This window comes from Romboutsia sp. (assembly GCF_051659545.1).
In the GTDB taxonomy this organism is placed as follows: domain Bacteria; phylum Bacillota; class Clostridia; order Peptostreptococcales; family Peptostreptococcaceae; genus JBOFOR01.
Genome location: NZ_JBOFOR010000273.1, coordinates 53,407 through 71,382 on the forward strand (window position 1 = coordinate 53,407; position 17,976 = coordinate 71,382).

Here is a 17,976-nt window from a genome sequence, read left to right on the forward strand (position 1 = left end):
CCCTAACTTACCTTAAATTATTGCTTTCTTTTCTTTGCTATAATTTCTCTTTTTGCATTTCTACAAGATTGAAGCAATGGTCTTCTTGCTGGACATGCAAATGAGCAAGATCCACATTCTATACAGTCCATAGCTCTGTATTTTTCAGCACTTTCAAAATCATTCTTTAATGAATATGCACTTATATATAGTGGTTGTAAAAATGCAGGACAAACACTTAAACATTTGCCACATCTTAAACAGTTTTGTGGTTTCGGCTTACGAGACTCATCTTCATCTAAACATAATATACCTGATGTTCCTTTGTTTGTAGGGATGTCTATTGTATACTGTGCAATACCCATCATAGGACCACCCATTATTACTTTTCCAACTTTCTTGTTCTCTTTAAATCCACCACATTGTTCAATTATTTCTGATACTAATGTTCCAACCTTAGTTATTAAGTTTTTGGGTTCTTGTATGCAGCTACCCGTAATTGTAGTTATTCTTTCTACTAATGGCATTCCTGTGTTTATAGTTTTTGCTATTTGTGCAGCTGTTCCAACATTGTTTACTACTGCACCTACATCCATAGGTAATCCTCCAGATGGAATTTCTCTTCCTGTACATGCATAAATAAGTTGTTTTTCTGCTCCTTGAGGGTATTTAACTTCTAGCCCTACAACTTCTATGTCACTATACTTTTCAACTTCTTTTTTAACTGACTCTAATGCATCTGGTTTATTTACTTCTATTCCTATATATCCTTTATCTACTTCTAAAGCTTTCATTAATACTTTCAGCCCAAATACTACTTCTTGTGGATTTTCTAACATTAGTCTATGGTCTGCTGTAAGATATGGCTCACATTCAGCACCATTTAATATTACTACGTCTATTTTTTTGTCTGGTGGTGGCGATATTTTTACATGTGTTGGGAATGTTGCTCCACCCATACCAACGATTCCTGCTTCTTTAATGATTGAAACTATTTCTTCTTTCGATAAATTTTCTAATATTCCCTTTGGTTTTACACTTTCATGTATTTCTTCTTTGAAATTATTTTCTATAACTATGCACATACCTCTTCCACCGGCTAATTCATGTTCTTGTATAGCTACGACTTTACCTGATATAGATGAATGTACATTACATGAAACAAATCCTTGTTGCTCTCCTATCTTTTGCCCTATCTTAATCTCATCGCCTACTTTAACAATAGCTTTTGCAGGTGCACCTATGTGTTGTTGAAGTGGTATGTATACTACCTTAGGACTTTCAGCTTTTTCAATAGCTTTTTTTTCAGAGTACTCCTTTCTATATGGAGGATGTATACCTCCTTTGAACGTTAAGAGTTTCATAGTCTTACCCCCTTATCCACAAACTAAACAATTTTATAAAACTTTTAATATAAGTATACTATATTTGCTTACAAAATTTAACATTTGTTAAAAACTTATCTTTTTTTTTTATTTTTAAACTTATTTTCTTTATTTTACTTTAATAAAAAAAGAGTTGTTAAAATCAACTCTTTTTATGCTTCTTTAATTGAATTAATAAATTCTAAGTATCCTTGCATACATGATAAAAATAATCCTTGGCTAATTTGATAACTTTGTTCATTTGATGCCTTTGATGATAACTCTATTTTATTATCTACTTCATTAATATACTTAATTAAATTATCCTTGAATACCTTCATTTCTTTATAATCAATTTTATTAACTTCCTTTTCAATATCAGTAATAATTTGCTTTCTAGATGTTAAAATGCTATTATATGAGTTTAAATTTATGCTTAATTTGTTATTTTTCCAAAATTCAGATTCCTGCTCATAATTTTTTATTAACTTGTTTAATTGAGTTGATATATTTTCTACATATGAATATTTATTAGTATATTCTAATGACAATACAGGTATATTTGCTTCAGATAAAAATGAATCGGGATATAATTTTCTCATATTTTCTATATATTCTCTAGTTAGATTTTTATCAAAGAAACCATAAGTTTGTACTTTTTTAAGACCATCTATTTCTATTACAGAAAAAGGAATTTTATTTTCATTTAATTTATCTTCTATTTTTTTCAATTCATCACTTTTTTCCACTGAAGCTACCTGTACAGTATACATACTCCAGCCATCTATCTTGGCAATTTTCACTTCTTCTTTACTTGTAACTTTATTATTATTTTTACTATCTTTAATTTTATTTACTTCTTTTTCTACATCTTCATAAGTAAACTCTGTAGCTGTTTTTTTCTTTGGTATAATCTTTTCTAGATTAAAATCCAATTTTATAGATGATAACTTACCCACTATATTGCTAAATACATCTGTATCTTTAACTTTTGTATAGGTGTATCCACTAATTAAACATATACTAATTGTAATAATAATCACTTTTAATCCTTTTCTTTTTTTCCTTTTATTAAATCCTTTGTATATAGTTTTTCTTCTATTCATTAGTTTGTCCCCCCTAAAAGTATTATTAATAATATATATTTGATTCAGTGTTGCTTTATGAATAAATAAATAAATAACACGCTAAAAATAATTAATATTTTAGCGTGTTTAATATTCTATCTATTTAAAATCGTCTTGCACCTTTGACTACACCAGACCAATAGTCTGTTGCTAAGTTACTTATTTTAACTTTATCTGGATTACTTGGTGTTCCACTACAGTGTATAAATTCATTAGATCCTACATATATACCTACATGATTTACTACTCCATCTTTATCTGTATCAAAATATATTAAATCTCCAGGAGAAAAGTTTTCTCTTGATATCTCTTGCCCATGTTGTGCTTGACTTCTAGAAACTCTCGGTATATCTTTACCTTCAGCTTGTTTATATACATATTGTGTAAATCCAGAGCAGTCAAAACTATTTGGACCACTTTCACCCCACTTATAAGGAGTTCCTAAAAGTGAATATGCATAGCTTACAACCTCAGTTGATGAAGTTGGTGGTTTTGTTATATTACTATCATTTGATGAAGTATTTGTTACCTCTACTAAATAATTTCCACTAGCCCATCCTATTACTCCACTTGGTAGTTTTACTTTATACCATCCGTTACTAGACTTTTCTAACAAATCAACTACCGTTCCATTATTAGCTTTAGATAGAACAGAGTAATTAGTTCCTGCTCCACTTCTAATATTTAGTGATGTTGTTGTTACTTTTGCTTTTTTATCTTTTATAGTAACTGTTGGGTTTTGTGTTTCTGAAGAACCTTGATTTGGCGAATTAATATCTGATATGTAGCTTCCACTAGCCCATCCTACAAGTCCACTTGGTAATTTTACTTTATACCATCCGTTACTAGACTTTTCTAATAAATCAACTACCGTTCCATTATTAACTTTAGATATAACAGAATAATTTGTTCCTGCTCCACTCCTTATGTTTAGCACACTTGTTGTTATTTTACCTTTTTTATTACTTATCTCTGTGATTTGAGAATTAGAATCGGCTTGTATTGATATATATTGTGCACTAACCCATCCCACACTTCCATTTGGTAGTTTTATTTTATACCATCCATTACTTTTTTCTAGTACATCTACACATTTTCCCTTATTAATTTTACCAATTATTGAATTATTAGTACTAGCTCCACTTCTTATGTTTAATGTACTTGCAGTTATTATTCCTTTTTCCATCGCATATGAATCTACAGAACTAAATGCTACTGCTACTGCACCTATTCCTAATGTGGCAATACACCTTTTAACCATATTGGTACCCCCCAATTTTTTCTATTTTTTGTCATTCTTCTTCATTTAGGTAAGTATAGTTTAATAATATATTATTTAGCCTCTTATTGTAAACATATACGACAACATTGTATATAATTTTATATTTTTAATCTAGCTACTATAGGATAATGATCCGACATATTTTTTATTAGTACTTCATAATCTAAAATTTCTATATTTTTAGATGTGAAAATGTAATCTATTCTTTCTAATCCTACTGCAAAAGTTAATATATTTGATTTTTCTAATTGTTTAGCTACATCTTTCAGTTCACTTTTATCTAGCGATATACTATCTTCGTTAAAATCTCCAACAACAATGTATGGTTCATTTCCTAGTTTTTTTATAAATTCTAATAGTTCTTCAAGTTGTATTTTTCTTTCTTTTTCTCCTAATCCTAAGTGTATATTTATTATATTTAAATTTCTACCATCTATTTTAATTAAAGTATGTAACATTCCTCTCTGCTCTCTATCACTACTTAAATATATATGATTCTCACTTTTTATAGGATATTTTGAATATGTAACTAGTCCGTAATTTGAGCCTAATTCTACTACATTAGCTCCAAAGTGAGAATACATTTTTAATTCTTCTTTAAAACTACTAACTTGGAATCCTGCTTTAGCCGATTCATTGACCTCTTGTAAGCAAATTACATCTGCATTTAAAACTCTTAAAAAATCAATTATATCAAAAAGAGTTGGAAACATATCTTTATTTAACCCACTATGTATATTATAACTAACTATTCTAATTTCTTTTTTAGGAGGATAAAATCTCATTTCTATAGTAAAACTTAAACTAAATGTAATTATTATGAAAATTATCATAAACATTTTCTTAATACGTATTTTAACCATCTCCTCATTTAAGTTCTTTTATAGTATATGCTAAATTAAAAATTAAAGACGCGAATATCGCGTCTTCATTTTTATTATTTACTTTGTTTTTTTGAAATTTTTTCTTTCATTATATAGTTAATTACTCTCTTTCTTATATCCTCTGCTCCATCTTCATCTTCAACTTTTATATCTAATAATCTTGCTATTGATCTCATGTCATTTCTAGTTTTAGATTGGTAGCTTTCTACTAAATCTTTTTTTATTTGCTCTGGCTCTAAAACATATTCTTCTTGCCCTCTTTTATATAAGTAATACTTTTTATTATAAGTATCTCTATTTGAATATATATGAGATGATACTTTTCTTAGTATTTGATTATACGAATTTTTTATATTGACGTTTATCCCCAAATGTCTCGCAAACTTAACTAGTTCATTTTTTGATTTAAAAGCTTCTTCTCCTTTAATTATTTTTGCTACTGATGATATATTATCTTGATATGCACCTTTTTTAATAACACTTGAATATACTCTATTGATCCCCATACCTTGACTAAATTTCTTTATATTTTCACCTATTACTTTATCAACATTTCCTTCAAAGTATTTTGAGACTCCTTTTTGAGATACATAGTTATCAAGTTCCTTTTGGGCCATATCTAGTATTATTTTTCTTAAATTATTCTTATATGATCTTTCATCCACGATACTTCCCCCCTTGGTTATTTATATTATATTCATTTTTTTATAAAATGTGAGTTACCTCCTTGGACAATTTTAATTTTATTTTATATTTGTATGTATATCTTATTAGGGTATGGACATACTATTAAAGTAAAATCAAACATACTCAATCTCCCCCATTTAGACTTCTATTTGTTCCCCCAATAGAAGTCTTTTTTCTTTTAGCTAAAAAAAAATTAGCTTTTCAGCTAATTTTTTTATTCTATACCTTTTAATTCAAACCCTAATTCTTCAATTAAAGATTTTAACTCTTCCTCTTTTACTGACTCTTGCATGTCCACTACTGCATATTTATCTTCTAAGCTAATCTCTAAAACATTTACACCTTCTATATCTTCTGTTAATGCTGTTTTAAGATGATTTACACAATGTGCACAACTCATTCCTTCTACTAACAACTTTTTTTTCATATACGATTCCTCCTTTATATACCCTGTTATATATAATTGGTGCGGAAAGCGGGATTTGAACCCGCACGAGCATATACTCGCTACCCCCTCAAGATAGTGCGTCTGCCGATTCCGCCATTTCCGCATATTTTCTTCTTAATATAAGAATAATTAAAATTTGTACTTTAGTCAATAATAAATAAAGCGTCTAAATTTAATTAGACGCTTTATTTATTATTTAGTTTTAATCTTTAAATTTGATATACCTTCATATACATCAAAATTATTTGGATAAATTTTACCTTCTAACCTTCTATTAGTAACAATATAATTGTCTCTAATTACTAAACTCACAAATAATACATTATCATTTACATATCTTTGTATAGAATTATATATCTCTGTTGTTTGAGATGAAGAATATGAACTTAACAATGATGTTAAGTAATTACTAAGTTTTTCATCACTATATCCACTACTTTCGATTATACTAGTAGCATCTGGAATACAAGATAATTCCCATCCAACTAATGCTAAATCATATTCTTTATTCTGCAATGCTTTATTCATTTCATCAGGTTCTAATTCTTTAATTGTAGATTTTATTCCTATTGCCTCTAAATCTGTGCTAATTAAGTGTGCAGATTTTATTCTTTCTGTATTTTCTTTGTTTACAATTATATTTAAATTCATTTTAGAGATAATCTTTTTGATATCTTCTTCTTTTTCTTTAGTTTCTATGTTTTTGTTGTTTTTATTAGAATTAGCTTTATTTTGTGTTTCTGATTCCGTTGTAGGTTTTACTTTTTCTAAGTACTTTTTAGAATTTTCTTTGTTATAATCTATTGCTTTAATATCATTATTATAATACTTAGAATTTAAGTTTAGAGGAAAATCAACTAAACTTGCATCACCCATATATCCCTCATCTAATATTTTTTGTCTATTTATACTCGCAGCTATAGCTTTTCTAAAGTTTACATCTTTCATATACGGATTATCATAGTTGAAAATTATACTTTCATAATCTCTGCCTTCATAGCTAGTTACATTAAATTCATTTTCATAAAATTTACTTAAATCATTTAAAGATACATTTGCTATATCACTTCTAAGTGCAATAACCATAGATACTTGCGCTTCTTCATCTGGTACAACTTCTACATTTATACCCTTTATATTATTCTCTATATCATCATAATAATCAGGATTTACACTTAAAACCATACCTTTTCTTTCTTCGTAATTCTCTATTTTATATGGTCCATTTCCAACTAAATTATTCTTATAATTGTTTATTTCTTCAGTATTTAAAGATTTTAACTTCTTTTCAGATACTATTGGAAAAATTAGTGTTTCTACTGAAAATGGGTATTTATTTTTAAATTTAATAGTAAATTCTTTATCATTTATAACTCTTATAGATTCAATGTTTTGAGCAAAAATACTATATGGACTATCTGAATTTTTTTGAATCAAATCAACTGTAAATTTTACATCATCTGATATTATAGAAGTTCCATCATGCCATTTAGCATCTTTTAGTTTAATATTTAAATTCATTCCATCTTGGTCTATTTGATATTCATCTACTAATTGTGGTACTACATTATAATTTTGGTCTATAGTAAATAATCCATCATACAATAAATTCATTATATATCCAACTGACTCATCTTTGTTTAATACAGGGTTTAAAGATTTTGGATTTACCATAGTTAAATTTATATGGTCTGATTTTATGCCACTTGTTGTAGTTTGCGTTTCATTCTTTACACTCTTCTCTTCTTCTCCCCTACATCCAACTGTTATAATGGCTATAACTAGAATAATAGTTAGAAATTTAATTTTTTTCATTAGTTTTTTCCTTTCTCGCTATATATCTTATTATACATTTCATAATTTTTATTTACTTTTTGTACATAGTTTGAAGTTTCTTGAAATGGTATACTATGTAAATTTTCTCCATCTCTACTATAATCTTTATTATCTAGCCATTTTCTTACATTTCCCGAACCACCATTATATGCCGCTATCACTAAATTTTTGTCTCCAAACTCTTTGTACAGTTTATTTAAATACCAACATCCAATTCTTATGTTTATCTCTGGGTCAAAAATATCAATTGTTCCTAAGTTTAATTCTTCAATAGCCCAATTTCTAGTTATATCACTTATTTGCATTAATCCTTTTGCACCCTTATTTGAAACTGCATTTTTTTTAAATTTACTCTCTGCTTTCATAATACTATATACCAAATTTTTATCTACATTAAATTCATTAGAGTACTTTATTACTTGTTCTGAATATTTTTTAGGATACATTATTTTATCTATTATTTTAGTCTCACTAAAAAATGTACCAAATAGGATTATGATAATAGCTAAAATTAAAAAATTTTTTTTCTTAACCACACCAGTTCTCCTTTATATACAGTATAAAATTATTAGCTTTTTCTTTTAATTCTTTTATTGTTCCTGAATTATCTATTATGTAATCTGCATATTTAGATTTTTCGTCTTGATTCATTTGTGAATTTACTCTGCTTAAAGCTTCTTCAATAGAACAATTATCCCTTGTTATTATTCTTTTTATTTGTACATTTTCTTTGCATGTTACAACTAATAATTTATCAATTATGTCTATGTAATTTCCTTCTACCAGTAATGCTCCATCTATTACAACTATTTTTTTTCTTATTGTTTTTAGTTCATTTGTTTTTGATATTATATTCTCTTTTATTTTAGGATGAGTTAAATTATTTAAAGCAATAAGTTTTTTATTATTGTTAAATACTATATTTCCTAATGCTTTTCTATTTAGAGTCCCATCAATATTTTTTATTTCTTCTCCAAAATATTGAAAAACTGAATTCAATACTTTTTTATCTTCAAATATCTGTCTAGATATAACATCTGCATCTATTATATCTATGTTATATTCTTTAAATATACTTGAAAGACAACTTTTTCCACAACCTATATTACCTGTTAGTCCTAATATTAACATTTCATCACCTACTTCGTTTCATACCAAGAGTTACCTGTATTTAAATCTACATCTAAATTCACATCCATAATAACTGCATTTTCCATTTCTTCTTTAACTATCTTTTGTACTAATTCTATTTCATCATCTACAGCTTCAACAATAAGTTCATCGTGAACTTGAAGTATAAGCTTTGACTTAAGATTTTTTTCTTCTAACTTTTTATATACATTTACCATAGCTATTTTAATTATATCTGCTGCACTACCTTGAATAGGTGCATTCATAGCAGCTCTTTTTCCTGCATTTCTCATCATAAAGTTACTAGAATTTATCTCTGGTATATATCTTCTTCTATTTAGTATAGTCGTTACATATCCATTCTCAGTAGCACTTTCTATAACTTCATCCATAAATACTTTTATTTTATTATATTTATTGAAGTAATTTTCTATATATTCTTTTGCCTGTCTTACTGGTATATGTAAATCCTCTGATAATCCAAAGTCACTTTTACCATATACAATACCAAAGTTAACTGCCTTGGCATCACTTCTTTGCTTATTCGTTACTTGTTTTAAATCTACTTCAAATATTTGAGATGCTGTTTTAGTATGTATATCTTCATTGTTTTCAAAAGCTTCTAACATAGTTTCATCTTGACTCATGTGAGCAAGTACCCTAAGCTCTACTTGTGAATAATCCGCATCCACCAATTTACAGTGTTCATCTGATATAAATACTTTTCTTATATTTCTTCCCATTTCTAATTTAACAGGTATATTTTGAAGATTTGGTTCTGTAGAAGAAATTCTTCCTGTTGTAGTTATAGTTTGGTTAAAAGATGAATGTATTCTATTACTAATAGGATTTACTATTGATAATAAGCCTTCAACATAAGTTGAATTCAACTTTACTATTTGTCTATACTCTGTTATTTTATCAATTATTGGACTTTGATCTCTTAATTTATCTAATACTTCTGCATTAGTAGAGTAGCCAGTCTTAGTTTTCTTAACTACTGGTAATTGCAATTTCTCAAATAGTATTACTCCCAACTGTTTTGGAGAGTTTATATTAAATTCTTCTCCAGCCATTTCATAAATTTCTTTTTCTAAAGTTTTTATTTTTATCCTAAATTCTTCTCCTAGTTCATTTAACTTTTCTTTGTCTACCTTTATACCTTCAAACTCCATTTCTCCTAAAACTTCCACTAAAGGCATTTCTATATGATAAAATAAGCCGTCTATTTCCATTTCATTTAGATCATCTTCCATAATAGGCATTACTCTATAAACTGTATTTAGTATTTCACTAATATACTGGCTTAACTCTTCAAATTCTAAGTCTTCATATTTTTTAGTTTTTACTCCCTTGCCTAATAGTTCTTCTTCTGACTTAACCTTTTGAGTTAAATATTTCATAGCTATTGCACTACATTCATAAGAAGTTGATGAAGTAGAATCTATCAAGTATTCAGCTATTGTAATATCAAAGTTTATATTTTCTAATTTTATGTTGTAAGGTCTTAATGCTAAATAGTCGTCCTTTAAATTATATCCAAATTTCTTTATTTCATTGCTTCTAAGTACATTTTCAAATTTAGACAATTGTTCCTCTTTTATGTAGTATATGTCCTCACCATTTAAACTTATGAACATATACATAATATTTTTATCAAGTATATTTCCATGTTTTCTTACCGTCTTAATGATAATTTTTTTGTTTTCTTCTATGTTTTTTATTAGTTCATCTACATTCTCTAGTTCTTTTATATTAACTTCTATCGCTTTAGATTCACTTTCTTTACCACCATCTAAATTTGCTATTCTTGTCATTAAACTTGTAAATCCTAAGTATTTAAATTCTTCTATAATATCGTCTTTTTTATAGTCTCCATATTTTAGATCTTCTAAATTTATTTCTATTGGAACATCTCTTATTATTGTTGCTAATCTTTTGCTCATTATTGCTAATTCTTTATTTTCAATTATTTTTGTTTTTACACTACCCTTTAGTTTGTCTACATTTTCAATTATACCTTCTATATTAGAAAATTCTTTTATTAATTTTATTCCTGTTTTTTCTCCTACACCTGGTACTCCTGGAATATTATCTGATTTATCTCCCATAAGACCTTTTAAGTCTATAAATTGGGTAGGTGTCATTTCATATTTTTCTATAACAGAATTAAAGTCATATTCTTCAACTTCTCCAATACCTTTTTTAGTTATTAAAGTTGTAGTTTTATCTGAAGCTAATTGTATAGCATCTTTATCTCCCGTTACTATGTATACCTTATATCCATTTTCTTCTCCAATTTTTGAAACAGTACCTATTATATCATCTGCTTCGTAACCATCAATTTCCAATCTATTTATATTGAACTTGTCTAATAGTTTTTTTAATGGTTCAAACTGTTCTTTTAGTTCATCTGCCATCTTCTTTCTACCAGCTTTATAAGCTTCATATTCTAGATGCCTAAAAGTAGGTGCTTTTCTATCAAATGCTACACTTATATGAGTTGGCTTATATGTATCTATTATTTTAAATAACATTGTTGTAAATCCATATATAGCATTTGTTTTTAAACCTTCTTTATTATTCATTTCTGGTAAGGCAAAAAATGCCCTGTTTATTATTGAATTTCCATCTATTATAATTAATCGTTTATCCAAATTCATCACTCCCGTGTTTTTATAAAATTTATCTTATTGATATTATATACAAATATCCTATTATTTAATATTACCATAATATTTGTAGTATATTAAGATTAAAATGTTGCAAACTGTTTTCCGTACTGGTATAATTATTTTATAATATGCCGGATTGGCGGAATGGCAGACGCGACGGACTCAAAATCCGTTGGTTTAAGTATCGTGTGGGTTCGAGTCCCACATCCGGCACCAATAAGTATTTTCAAGGGTTTCAACTATTTTAGTTGGAACTCTTTTATTTTGCAAAAAAATAGGTAGTCCGTCAAGGTGGTCTAAAAATAATAAAGAATATGAAAGTGAGGTATTGCAATGTCTAGAACTATGTTAAAGGTAGATAAAAATAAATATTCGAATTCGTTAATAAGAAAGTCCGAGATTTTTATGTCCGACTTCACATTTGAAGAATTCTTTAATGTATTTGATGAATTTATAACTCTGAAAACATTAGAAGGACTAGCACCTAGAAGTCTTCACGATTATCAAACTAATACGAGGTATTTCAAAGAATATCTTGAACAAGAACAACGAACTGCACTAATCCGCTGTGTTGATATTGATGTGTTTAGAGGGTATGTTTTCTATATGCACCAAGAAAAAGAGTTCAAACCTTGCACTATAAATATTAGGCTTAGAACTTTAAAGGCTTATTTAAAGTGGTTATTTAAAGAAGGTTATATTGACGAAGATATTGCTACTAGAATTAAACTTGTAAAAGAGCCACTAGATACTATTGTTCCTCTATCGGATAGCGATGTTAAGAAATTACTAAGAGTTCCAAACAAAGAAACCTATTCTGGGTTAAGAGATTTTACAATTATGGTTGTTATGTTGGATTGTGGAATACGTGTTGGTGAGTTGGTTAATCTAAAAGTTGAAAATATTGACTTGAAGGGTAGATGTATAAACGTACCTTCTGAAATTGCTAAAGCTAGAACCTTTAGGCAAATGCCTATTTCATCTAAAACTGTGAAATTGCTTAAGGATATAATTGCTATTGTTGAGGATACTGATTATCTATTCCCTTCTGCATATGGAAATAAGCTTGATACTAACCAAGTTATAAATTCATTTAGGAAATATGGAAAGTCTGCAAATATAAAGACTAAATGTACTCCCCATGTATTCAGGCATACTTTCGCCTTGAACTTCATTAAAGGTGGTGGTGATGTATTCGCACTACAAAGAATACTTGGACATAGTACTTTAGATATGTCTAGGAGATATATACAGTTGTCTGATAAAGACTTAATGAAGAAACACAAAGAGGTATCACCTCTATCTAAATTCTTGAAGTAGAGAAGGTTATAATACTTCTCTACAACCACACTTCTTCATCATATTTCATAAGAACATTCACTACACGTTGTTCAATTTGACCTTTATAGTATTCACTTAATTCTTTTGCATAAGTATTCCTAGCATCACAATATACTGAATATGCTTCATCAACATTATCAAAATACCCAAGATGAATTCGCTCACCGAATTTAGTTATTCTACATTTATATTTGTTTCTACTTTTCTCAAATGTAATACCCGGTGGTAACTCACTCCCACTTTGAACATTAGTAAAGAATGAATTTAAATCTTGTGGTATAAAACATATCGTATCTTTGCTATATAATTCTAATCCTAATATATCCTTATCTAATGAATAGTATTTACATCTATGGTCTTTGGCATCATAGAAAGGCATATCTACTACATCATTGTAGAAGTTTTCAAATGTGAGCCATTCTTCTGCTATTTCTACATCTTTATATGATGGATACCTATTTCTATATTTGTCACTACATCTTATCTGCATATCCTTCCACATTCTATCTATTCTATTTCTATCATTCATAAATTCGCCCCTATATATTATACATATTTAAAATATGATTGTAACACCAACTTTAAGCTATTCTGATGCCTTTCTGATAAGTTTCCTTCATTAATATATACATTTGTATTAAAGCATTATTTTGAAGTCTTAAAATGTAAAAGTACTGAACTTTTATAATGTTTAAAATAAAACTTTTGTGTATATAGACATAAAAAAGGTATAGAAATTAAGCTCTACCCTAAATTACCTTTAACCTAATACTACATCGAAGTTTTCATTTTTACCTAGCAAAGTAACCGTCTTACTATTCCCGTATTACCTCCACCACCAAGTAGCATTTGAGGTATAGATAGATATTTACCATCAGTGGTTTTCATTAATCCACTTTGAGCTAACATATCATATTTACTTAATTCCTCATATATAACTTCTACCCCCTTACTATTGAATAGTTCTGATAACTTTAATGTCTTTCCTGTCTTCGGGTCTTTAATTAACTCACTTTGGTCATTCTGTCGTACTTAGATAGTTTTTTATAAGTGACTTCTCTATTCTCTTGTATTATTTCATTTTTTGCATAGTGTTACCATCATATAGCCATCAAATCTATACCCTTTCTTTTTTAATTTTTTAAATTTATTTATAGCTTATTACAATCACTTCAATTTTGATTTCTAAACTTGATTAACCTTACAGCTGTATTATACATATTTTTTAATCAGATATAACAGTTTCTAGATATTTTCTAAATATTGTTATATTTAATTTTAGTAAGCTATTGCAACTGTTTCACCCATCGTATATATTATTGATAGCTTAGTTATATTACTAAACTTTTCTTACCTTTTGGGGCTAAAAATATCAAAAAATCTCCATTTAGGCATTTTGTGTAATTTTAGGCTTCCCTCGTCCTGACACCCCTTCAGAACTCCCTAGAAAATTAGTGGGGGGGTATAACCCTTGATACCACTCAACTCTATCCATTTTACTCTTATATTGTCACATTTGTTTTTAATTTTAATATCTTATATATTTGCTCTAAAAACATCTATAAATACACTAAAATAACTGCTTTTTATGCTATATTTTCATCATTTTCTAATCATTTTTAATAATTTTTTTACCATTTTTTTAATATTTTTATACAGTTTTTTAGTAATAATTAAAGATAAATCTACCTAAATAAACTTACCTTTAACTACTACTAATGCTAACTTATCATTCTATATCTTCATCTTCTACATATATATTACTTAAATCTAAAGATATATCTAAACTTATAAGTTCTTATTCTTCTCTGAACTTTCGTTTATTTTTTTCAGCTCTTGCTTTTATCTTTTCATATATATTCTTATATTCAACTTCTGTTTCTTCTTCATCTAAATTATTTATTTCTTCAACTATATCTTTACCCAATGTAGTTTCTGCTATTTTTATACCTTGCTCCATTATTTCTTGTTCTTCTATTTCTGTATAATTAACATCAATAATATCTTTTTCCTCACTATCAACTACATCTTCATTACATCCATATACTTCAATTATTTTAAACTTATTTCTTAATATACAAAGTAATAAATCTTTATCTACCGACATACACCTATCATTATCTAATTTCACAACTATCCAATCATCTTCATCTATATAGTCATCCTTTGTTAATACTTTTTCAAAAATTATCTTAATTACATCTTCTTTAGTTCTTTGCTTTGCATTTCCATAATGTATTTGTTCATACATTTCATCTTCATTATCATAACAAGGTTCATCTACACAAACTTTTCCACTACTTAAATCCTCTAATAGCCTTTCATTGTATCCATTCATATTAAGAATATGACTATCAGACAATACATCATCATTATTATTTATTAGCACTCCTATTGTGCTAGTCCTCATAGTACTTCTACATCTATCCTCATATAAAAGTTCAACTCCTATAAATCGTTCTTCTATACCATTTTTACTTAATACTTCATTTAATTCTAATGGCTGAATTCCCCTATCCTTTTTTAAATTATCTTCTTCAAATTTAATAGGTTTGTCCATACTTTCATCAACTTTTTCTAGTACTTCTTTTATCATTTCTTCATTAGACTTTATAGGTAACATATCTCTAAACATAAAGTTACTTAAACTTGCCATATTTATTTCACTTTTTAATGATTGCTTTCTATCTTTAAATTTAGTTTCCATCACAGTTATAGCCCCCTCTATCTCTATCATAGCTATATTAGTTTCTTCTATAAATAAAGCATTGCCATAGCCTTTTAGTTTTGTTGTAGCTATACCTTGTTCCTTCATAACCTTCTTTATCTTATATAAGCTAAACTTATTATCATACACTTCTACTAAATCTTTAACTTTGTAATAAACTTTATTACTATAAATAATTCTATTTATCATTTTAAATCATCCTCCATATTTTAATTTTTTAATATTTAGGTGTAGATATATTTTCTACACCTAAACTCATTCAGTTATCATTCTCATCAGATAGTTAAATATATACTTATGCTAATTTGTCAGTCAGATTATTTAATTCATATTCATACATCTTTTTCTTTATTAGCTTTGTTATAGCTACTTCACCTTTACCAAGTAAAACTGTTTAATTTACAAACCCTTTAGGTGTTTCTACCTTATTATATTTGAAGTATTTTCTATCAACATAAATTTGATAAGGTTGATTATTTTTCATTAATATACCATTATCCCTTAGAAAAGCAAATAACTTCTTTTGACCTATTTCTTTTCCATTTATCTTTAAATCCTTGCTATTTAATAATTTAGCAAATGTATTTATATATGTTGTATCACTAGATTTCATTACCGCTCTTGCAAATATTACTAGAGGTTCATTCACTTCTATCTGTTGTTGCAAGTTATCTTTTATTATTTGTTCCATTTTTTCAAATATTTCTATATATTTCAATTTCCATTTCAATGCTTTCTTACCATTAAAGCCCATACATAATAAACTAAATCCACTCTTTGTCATAAGATATTGTTTTTGCTCTCTGTCATAATTATCTTTATATGTACTTTCGAAAAATAGATTGGTCGAACTTTCGACCGATGTTTTTATAATTTCCTCTATCGTATTTTCTATCTTTTCAATTACGTGCTTATGCTCTTTTCCAAAGTTTGTAGCTACTTCTCTTGAAGAAACTACTTGTACCTCATTAACCTCTATTATCTTTATATCTTCATTACTTATCATTTGTCGCATACTACATCTACCCCCTTCTTATTTATCTTAATTTTCTGACACTTCATTTTGTAAAAATATCCTACATTATGTTTCCAATATATCTATAATATCTTGTATCATATAATCTAATTCTTCTTCATATACACTAGATATTTGTTTACCGTATTTATAAGCATAACTTATTGTTGTATCACTTACTCCTAACCTTTTAGATATCTTAGTTTTAGTTAAACCTACATCTATAAGCTTTTTTATCTTTTCTACTGTTCTATTTGGTTTATTTTCAATCATTTTTATACCTCTCAATTTCTATTTTTCTAGCTTTTATCTTGCCTTACATTTATATTATACATTTTTATTTCACAGGTGTAACAGACTGCTCAACAGTTTTTCAATTTATTTTAAACCTGTAAATTTCAATACTTCCAAACAAAAAAGTATGCAAAATTGCATACTCTGATTATTTAAAACTAGAATTTTATTTAAAAGTCAAATTTAGTTAAAATCAATATTTTATTATACTAATTTAAAATTTAATTTCAATTTTAATATATAAAAACTATAAAATTAGTTCTATTAAATATAGTTATGAATATAGTTGTATTAATAATTTTAAAATTAATACAATATGGGGGGAATATAAATTTGAACAAAGAAAAAAAATGTTTTTGTGGAAATAAAAAATGTAGAGAGCAGTTACATAAAAATATAAAATCAAATAGTAAATATGCCAAAACATTTAAATTATATAATAAAATAGATAAAGTTATTAAAGAGGATATAAATACATTAAACTTAAATCCAAAATGTGGAAAAGGATGTAGTGAGTGTTGCCACCAGGTTTTCGCGATTTCAGAGGTAGAGTTTTGCATTATCATTGACTATTTACTGGAACATTCAAAAAACGAAATACAAACTATATTTGAAAAAAGTTATGATATTTATAATTATATAAAAAATGAAGACCCGATATACTTTAATAAGTTGAAAACCAATATTGAGGGAGGAGATGCTTATGATTTTATTAATTTCACGATGCCTTCACCAGAAACTGTTATCCCTAAAGGATGCATATTTTTAAATTATAAAAATGAATGTAGTATATATAAAGTAAGACCTTTAATTTGTAGAACTCATGGAATAGCTTTTTTCAATGAAGAAGAAAATAATAAAATTTGTAGTAAATTGGAAATTTCATCTAAAAATAGAAATGAGTTTGTTGATTTAACAACATATAAAGATGATATGTACGGTTTATTTTCATTTAGACATAATAATAAATTAGTATCCAAGCGACCATACCCTATATTTTACTGGTTTTACCACTTAAAAGAAAATAATATTAACTTAAATCAATTTAGAAAATCTATACTATACAATAAAGTTGCATCTATGTCTGAAACCGAAATGGTTGAATATTTATTAAATACACGTTAAGCACAAATATAGTAATTATATATCAAATTACTAAAATTAGTATGTAAATGATATTGTGTA

Annotated in this window: 16 protein-coding genes and 2 tRNA genes; 3 read left to right on the forward strand and 15 right to left on the reverse strand. The window is 27.2% G+C overall.

Translation table 11 applies throughout. The annotated features are described in order from the left end of the window. Positions 1 to 17: 17 nt before the first annotated feature. From rsxC to polA, 11 genes are all read right to left on the reverse strand, one after another. A complete protein-coding gene (gene rsxC, locus ACRC03_RS16100) occupies positions 18 to 1,343 on the reverse strand; it encodes an electron transport complex subunit RsxC (protein ID WP_438653613.1) in 1,326 nt (441 codons plus the stop codon). Positions 1,344 to 1,516: 173 nt separating this feature from the next. Then, positions 1,517 to 2,449 (reverse strand): hypothetical protein, encoded by a 933-nt coding sequence (locus ACRC03_RS16105; protein ID WP_438653614.1) that lies wholly within the window; start codon positions 2,447 to 2,449, stop codon positions 1,517 to 1,519. Positions 2,450 to 2,573: 124 nt separating this feature from the next. Then, a complete protein-coding gene (locus ACRC03_RS16110) occupies positions 2,574 to 3,731 on the reverse strand; it encodes a C40 family peptidase (protein ID WP_438653615.1) in 1,158 nt (385 codons plus the stop codon). Between the two features lie 119 nt (positions 3,732 to 3,850). Continuing rightward, positions 3,851 to 4,585: an endonuclease/exonuclease/phosphatase family protein gene (locus tag ACRC03_RS16115; RefSeq protein WP_438653616.1), complete on the reverse strand. Its 735-nt coding sequence runs from the start codon at positions 4,583 to 4,585 to the stop codon at positions 3,851 to 3,853. A gap of 104 nt (positions 4,586 to 4,689) precedes the next feature. Continuing rightward, positions 4,690 to 5,301: a hypothetical protein gene (locus tag ACRC03_RS16120; protein WP_438653617.1), complete on the reverse strand. Its 612-nt coding sequence runs from the start codon at positions 5,299 to 5,301 to the stop codon at positions 4,690 to 4,692. Between the two features lie 236 nt (positions 5,302 to 5,537). Then, positions 5,538 to 5,750 (reverse strand): heavy-metal-associated domain-containing protein, encoded by a 213-nt coding sequence (locus ACRC03_RS16125; protein WP_438653618.1) that lies wholly within the window; start codon positions 5,748 to 5,750, stop codon positions 5,538 to 5,540. 37 nt (positions 5,751 to 5,787) lie between these two features. Continuing rightward, positions 5,788 to 5,874 (reverse strand) — tRNA-Leu (locus ACRC03_RS16130). Between the two features lie 89 nt (positions 5,875 to 5,963). Then, positions 5,964 to 7,586 carry an ABC transporter substrate-binding protein gene (locus ACRC03_RS16135; RefSeq protein WP_438653619.1) on the reverse strand — a complete coding sequence of 541 codons (1,623 nt, stop codon included), beginning with the start codon at positions 7,584 to 7,586 and terminating at the stop codon, positions 5,964 to 5,966. Continuing rightward, positions 7,586 to 8,143 carry a lytic transglycosylase domain-containing protein gene (locus tag ACRC03_RS16140; protein WP_438653620.1) on the reverse strand — a complete coding sequence of 186 codons (558 nt, stop codon included), beginning with the start codon at positions 8,141 to 8,143 and terminating at the stop codon, positions 7,586 to 7,588. The genes ACRC03_RS16135 and ACRC03_RS16140 overlap by 1 nt, the downstream gene beginning before the upstream one ends. Further along, entirely contained in the window at positions 8,136 to 8,738 is a 603-nt protein-coding gene (coaE, locus tag ACRC03_RS16145) for a dephospho-CoA kinase (protein WP_438653621.1), read from the reverse strand. The genes ACRC03_RS16140 and coaE overlap by 8 nt, the downstream gene beginning before the upstream one ends. An 8-nt stretch (positions 8,739 to 8,746) precedes the next feature. Then, complete coding sequence (polA, locus tag ACRC03_RS16150; protein WP_438653622.1) at positions 8,747 to 11,395, reverse strand: DNA polymerase I; 2,649 nt, start codon at positions 11,393 to 11,395, stop codon at positions 8,747 to 8,749. A 148-nt stretch (positions 11,396 to 11,543) separates the two neighbouring features. On the opposite strand from polA, the gene ACRC03_RS16155 reads away from it, so the two are divergent. After that, positions 11,544 to 11,629, forward strand: a tRNA-Leu gene (locus tag ACRC03_RS16155). 117 nt (positions 11,630 to 11,746) lie between these two features. Next, positions 11,747 to 12,733 (forward strand): tyrosine-type recombinase/integrase, encoded by a 987-nt coding sequence (locus ACRC03_RS16160; protein WP_438653623.1) that lies wholly within the window; start codon positions 11,747 to 11,749, stop codon positions 12,731 to 12,733. Between the two features lie 19 nt (positions 12,734 to 12,752). Here the strand turns inward: ACRC03_RS16160 and ACRC03_RS16165 are convergent, their stop codons facing one another. The 4 genes from ACRC03_RS16165 to ACRC03_RS16180 all read right to left on the reverse strand — a co-directional run bounded on the left by ACRC03_RS16165 (position 12,753) and on the right by ACRC03_RS16180 (position 16,770). Then, entirely contained in the window at positions 12,753 to 13,283 is a 531-nt protein-coding gene (locus tag ACRC03_RS16165; RefSeq protein ID WP_438653624.1) for a hypothetical protein, read from the reverse strand. 1,269 nt (positions 13,284 to 14,552) lie between these two features. Continuing rightward, on the reverse strand, positions 14,553 to 15,671 hold the full coding sequence (locus ACRC03_RS16170) for a hypothetical protein (RefSeq protein ID WP_438653625.1): 1,119 nt from the start codon (positions 15,669 to 15,671) through the stop codon (positions 14,553 to 14,555). Positions 15,672 to 15,876: 205 nt separating this feature from the next. Continuing rightward, complete coding sequence (locus ACRC03_RS16175) at positions 15,877 to 16,497, reverse strand: phage regulatory protein/antirepressor Ant (protein WP_438653626.1); 621 nt, start codon at positions 16,495 to 16,497, stop codon at positions 15,877 to 15,879. A gap of 66 nt (positions 16,498 to 16,563) precedes the next feature. After that, positions 16,564 to 16,770 (reverse strand): hypothetical protein, encoded by a 207-nt coding sequence (locus ACRC03_RS16180; protein ID WP_438653627.1) that lies wholly within the window; start codon positions 16,768 to 16,770, stop codon positions 16,564 to 16,566. Between the two features lie 354 nt (positions 16,771 to 17,124). Between ACRC03_RS16180 and ACRC03_RS16185 the strand changes: the two genes are divergently transcribed. Then, positions 17,125 to 17,916, forward strand: a complete 792-nt coding sequence (locus ACRC03_RS16185) for a YkgJ family cysteine cluster protein (protein ID WP_438653628.1) — start codon at positions 17,125 to 17,127, stop codon at positions 17,914 to 17,916. Positions 17,917 to 17,976 lie beyond the last annotated feature (60 nt).

Bases quoted from the DNA above. Each gene is read 5' to 3' on its own strand.
- rsxC (WP_438653613.1), bottom strand. From the start codon at position 1,343: ATGAAACTCTTAACGTTCAAAGGAGGTATACATCCTCCATATAGAAAG.
- ACRC03_RS16105 (WP_438653614.1), bottom strand. From the start codon at position 2,449: ATGAATAGAAGAAAAACTATATACAAAGGATTTAATAAAAGGAAAAAA.
- ACRC03_RS16110 (WP_438653615.1), bottom strand. From the start codon at position 3,731: ATGGTTAAAAGGTGTATTGCCACATTAGGAATAGGTGCAGTAGCAGTA.
- ACRC03_RS16115 (WP_438653616.1), bottom strand. From the start codon at position 4,585: ATGATAATTTTCATAATAATTACATTTAGTTTAAGTTTTACTATAGAA.
- ACRC03_RS16125 (WP_438653618.1), bottom strand. From the start codon at position 5,750: ATGAAAAAAAAGTTGTTAGTAGAAGGAATGAGTTGTGCACATTGTGTA.
- ACRC03_RS16135 (WP_438653619.1), bottom strand. From the start codon at position 7,586: ATGAAAAAAATTAAATTTCTAACTATTATTCTAGTTATAGCCATTATA.
- coaE (WP_438653621.1), bottom strand. From the start codon at position 8,738: ATGTTAATATTAGGACTAACAGGTAATATAGGTTGTGGAAAAAGTTGT.
- ACRC03_RS16160 (WP_438653623.1), top strand. From the start codon at position 11,747: ATGTCTAGAACTATGTTAAAGGTAGATAAAAATAAATATTCGAATTCG.
- ACRC03_RS16165 (WP_438653624.1), bottom strand. From the start codon at position 13,283: ATGAATGATAGAAATAGAATAGATAGAATGTGGAAGGATATGCAGATA.
- ACRC03_RS16170 (WP_438653625.1), bottom strand. From the start codon at position 15,671: ATGATAAATAGAATTATTTATAGTAATAAAGTTTATTACAAAGTTAAA.
- ACRC03_RS16175 (WP_438653626.1), bottom strand. From the start codon at position 16,497: ATGCGACAAATGATAAGTAATGAAGATATAAAGATAATAGAGGTTAAT.
- ACRC03_RS16180 (WP_438653627.1), bottom strand. From the start codon at position 16,770: ATGATTGAAAATAAACCAAATAGAACAGTAGAAAAGATAAAAAAGCTT.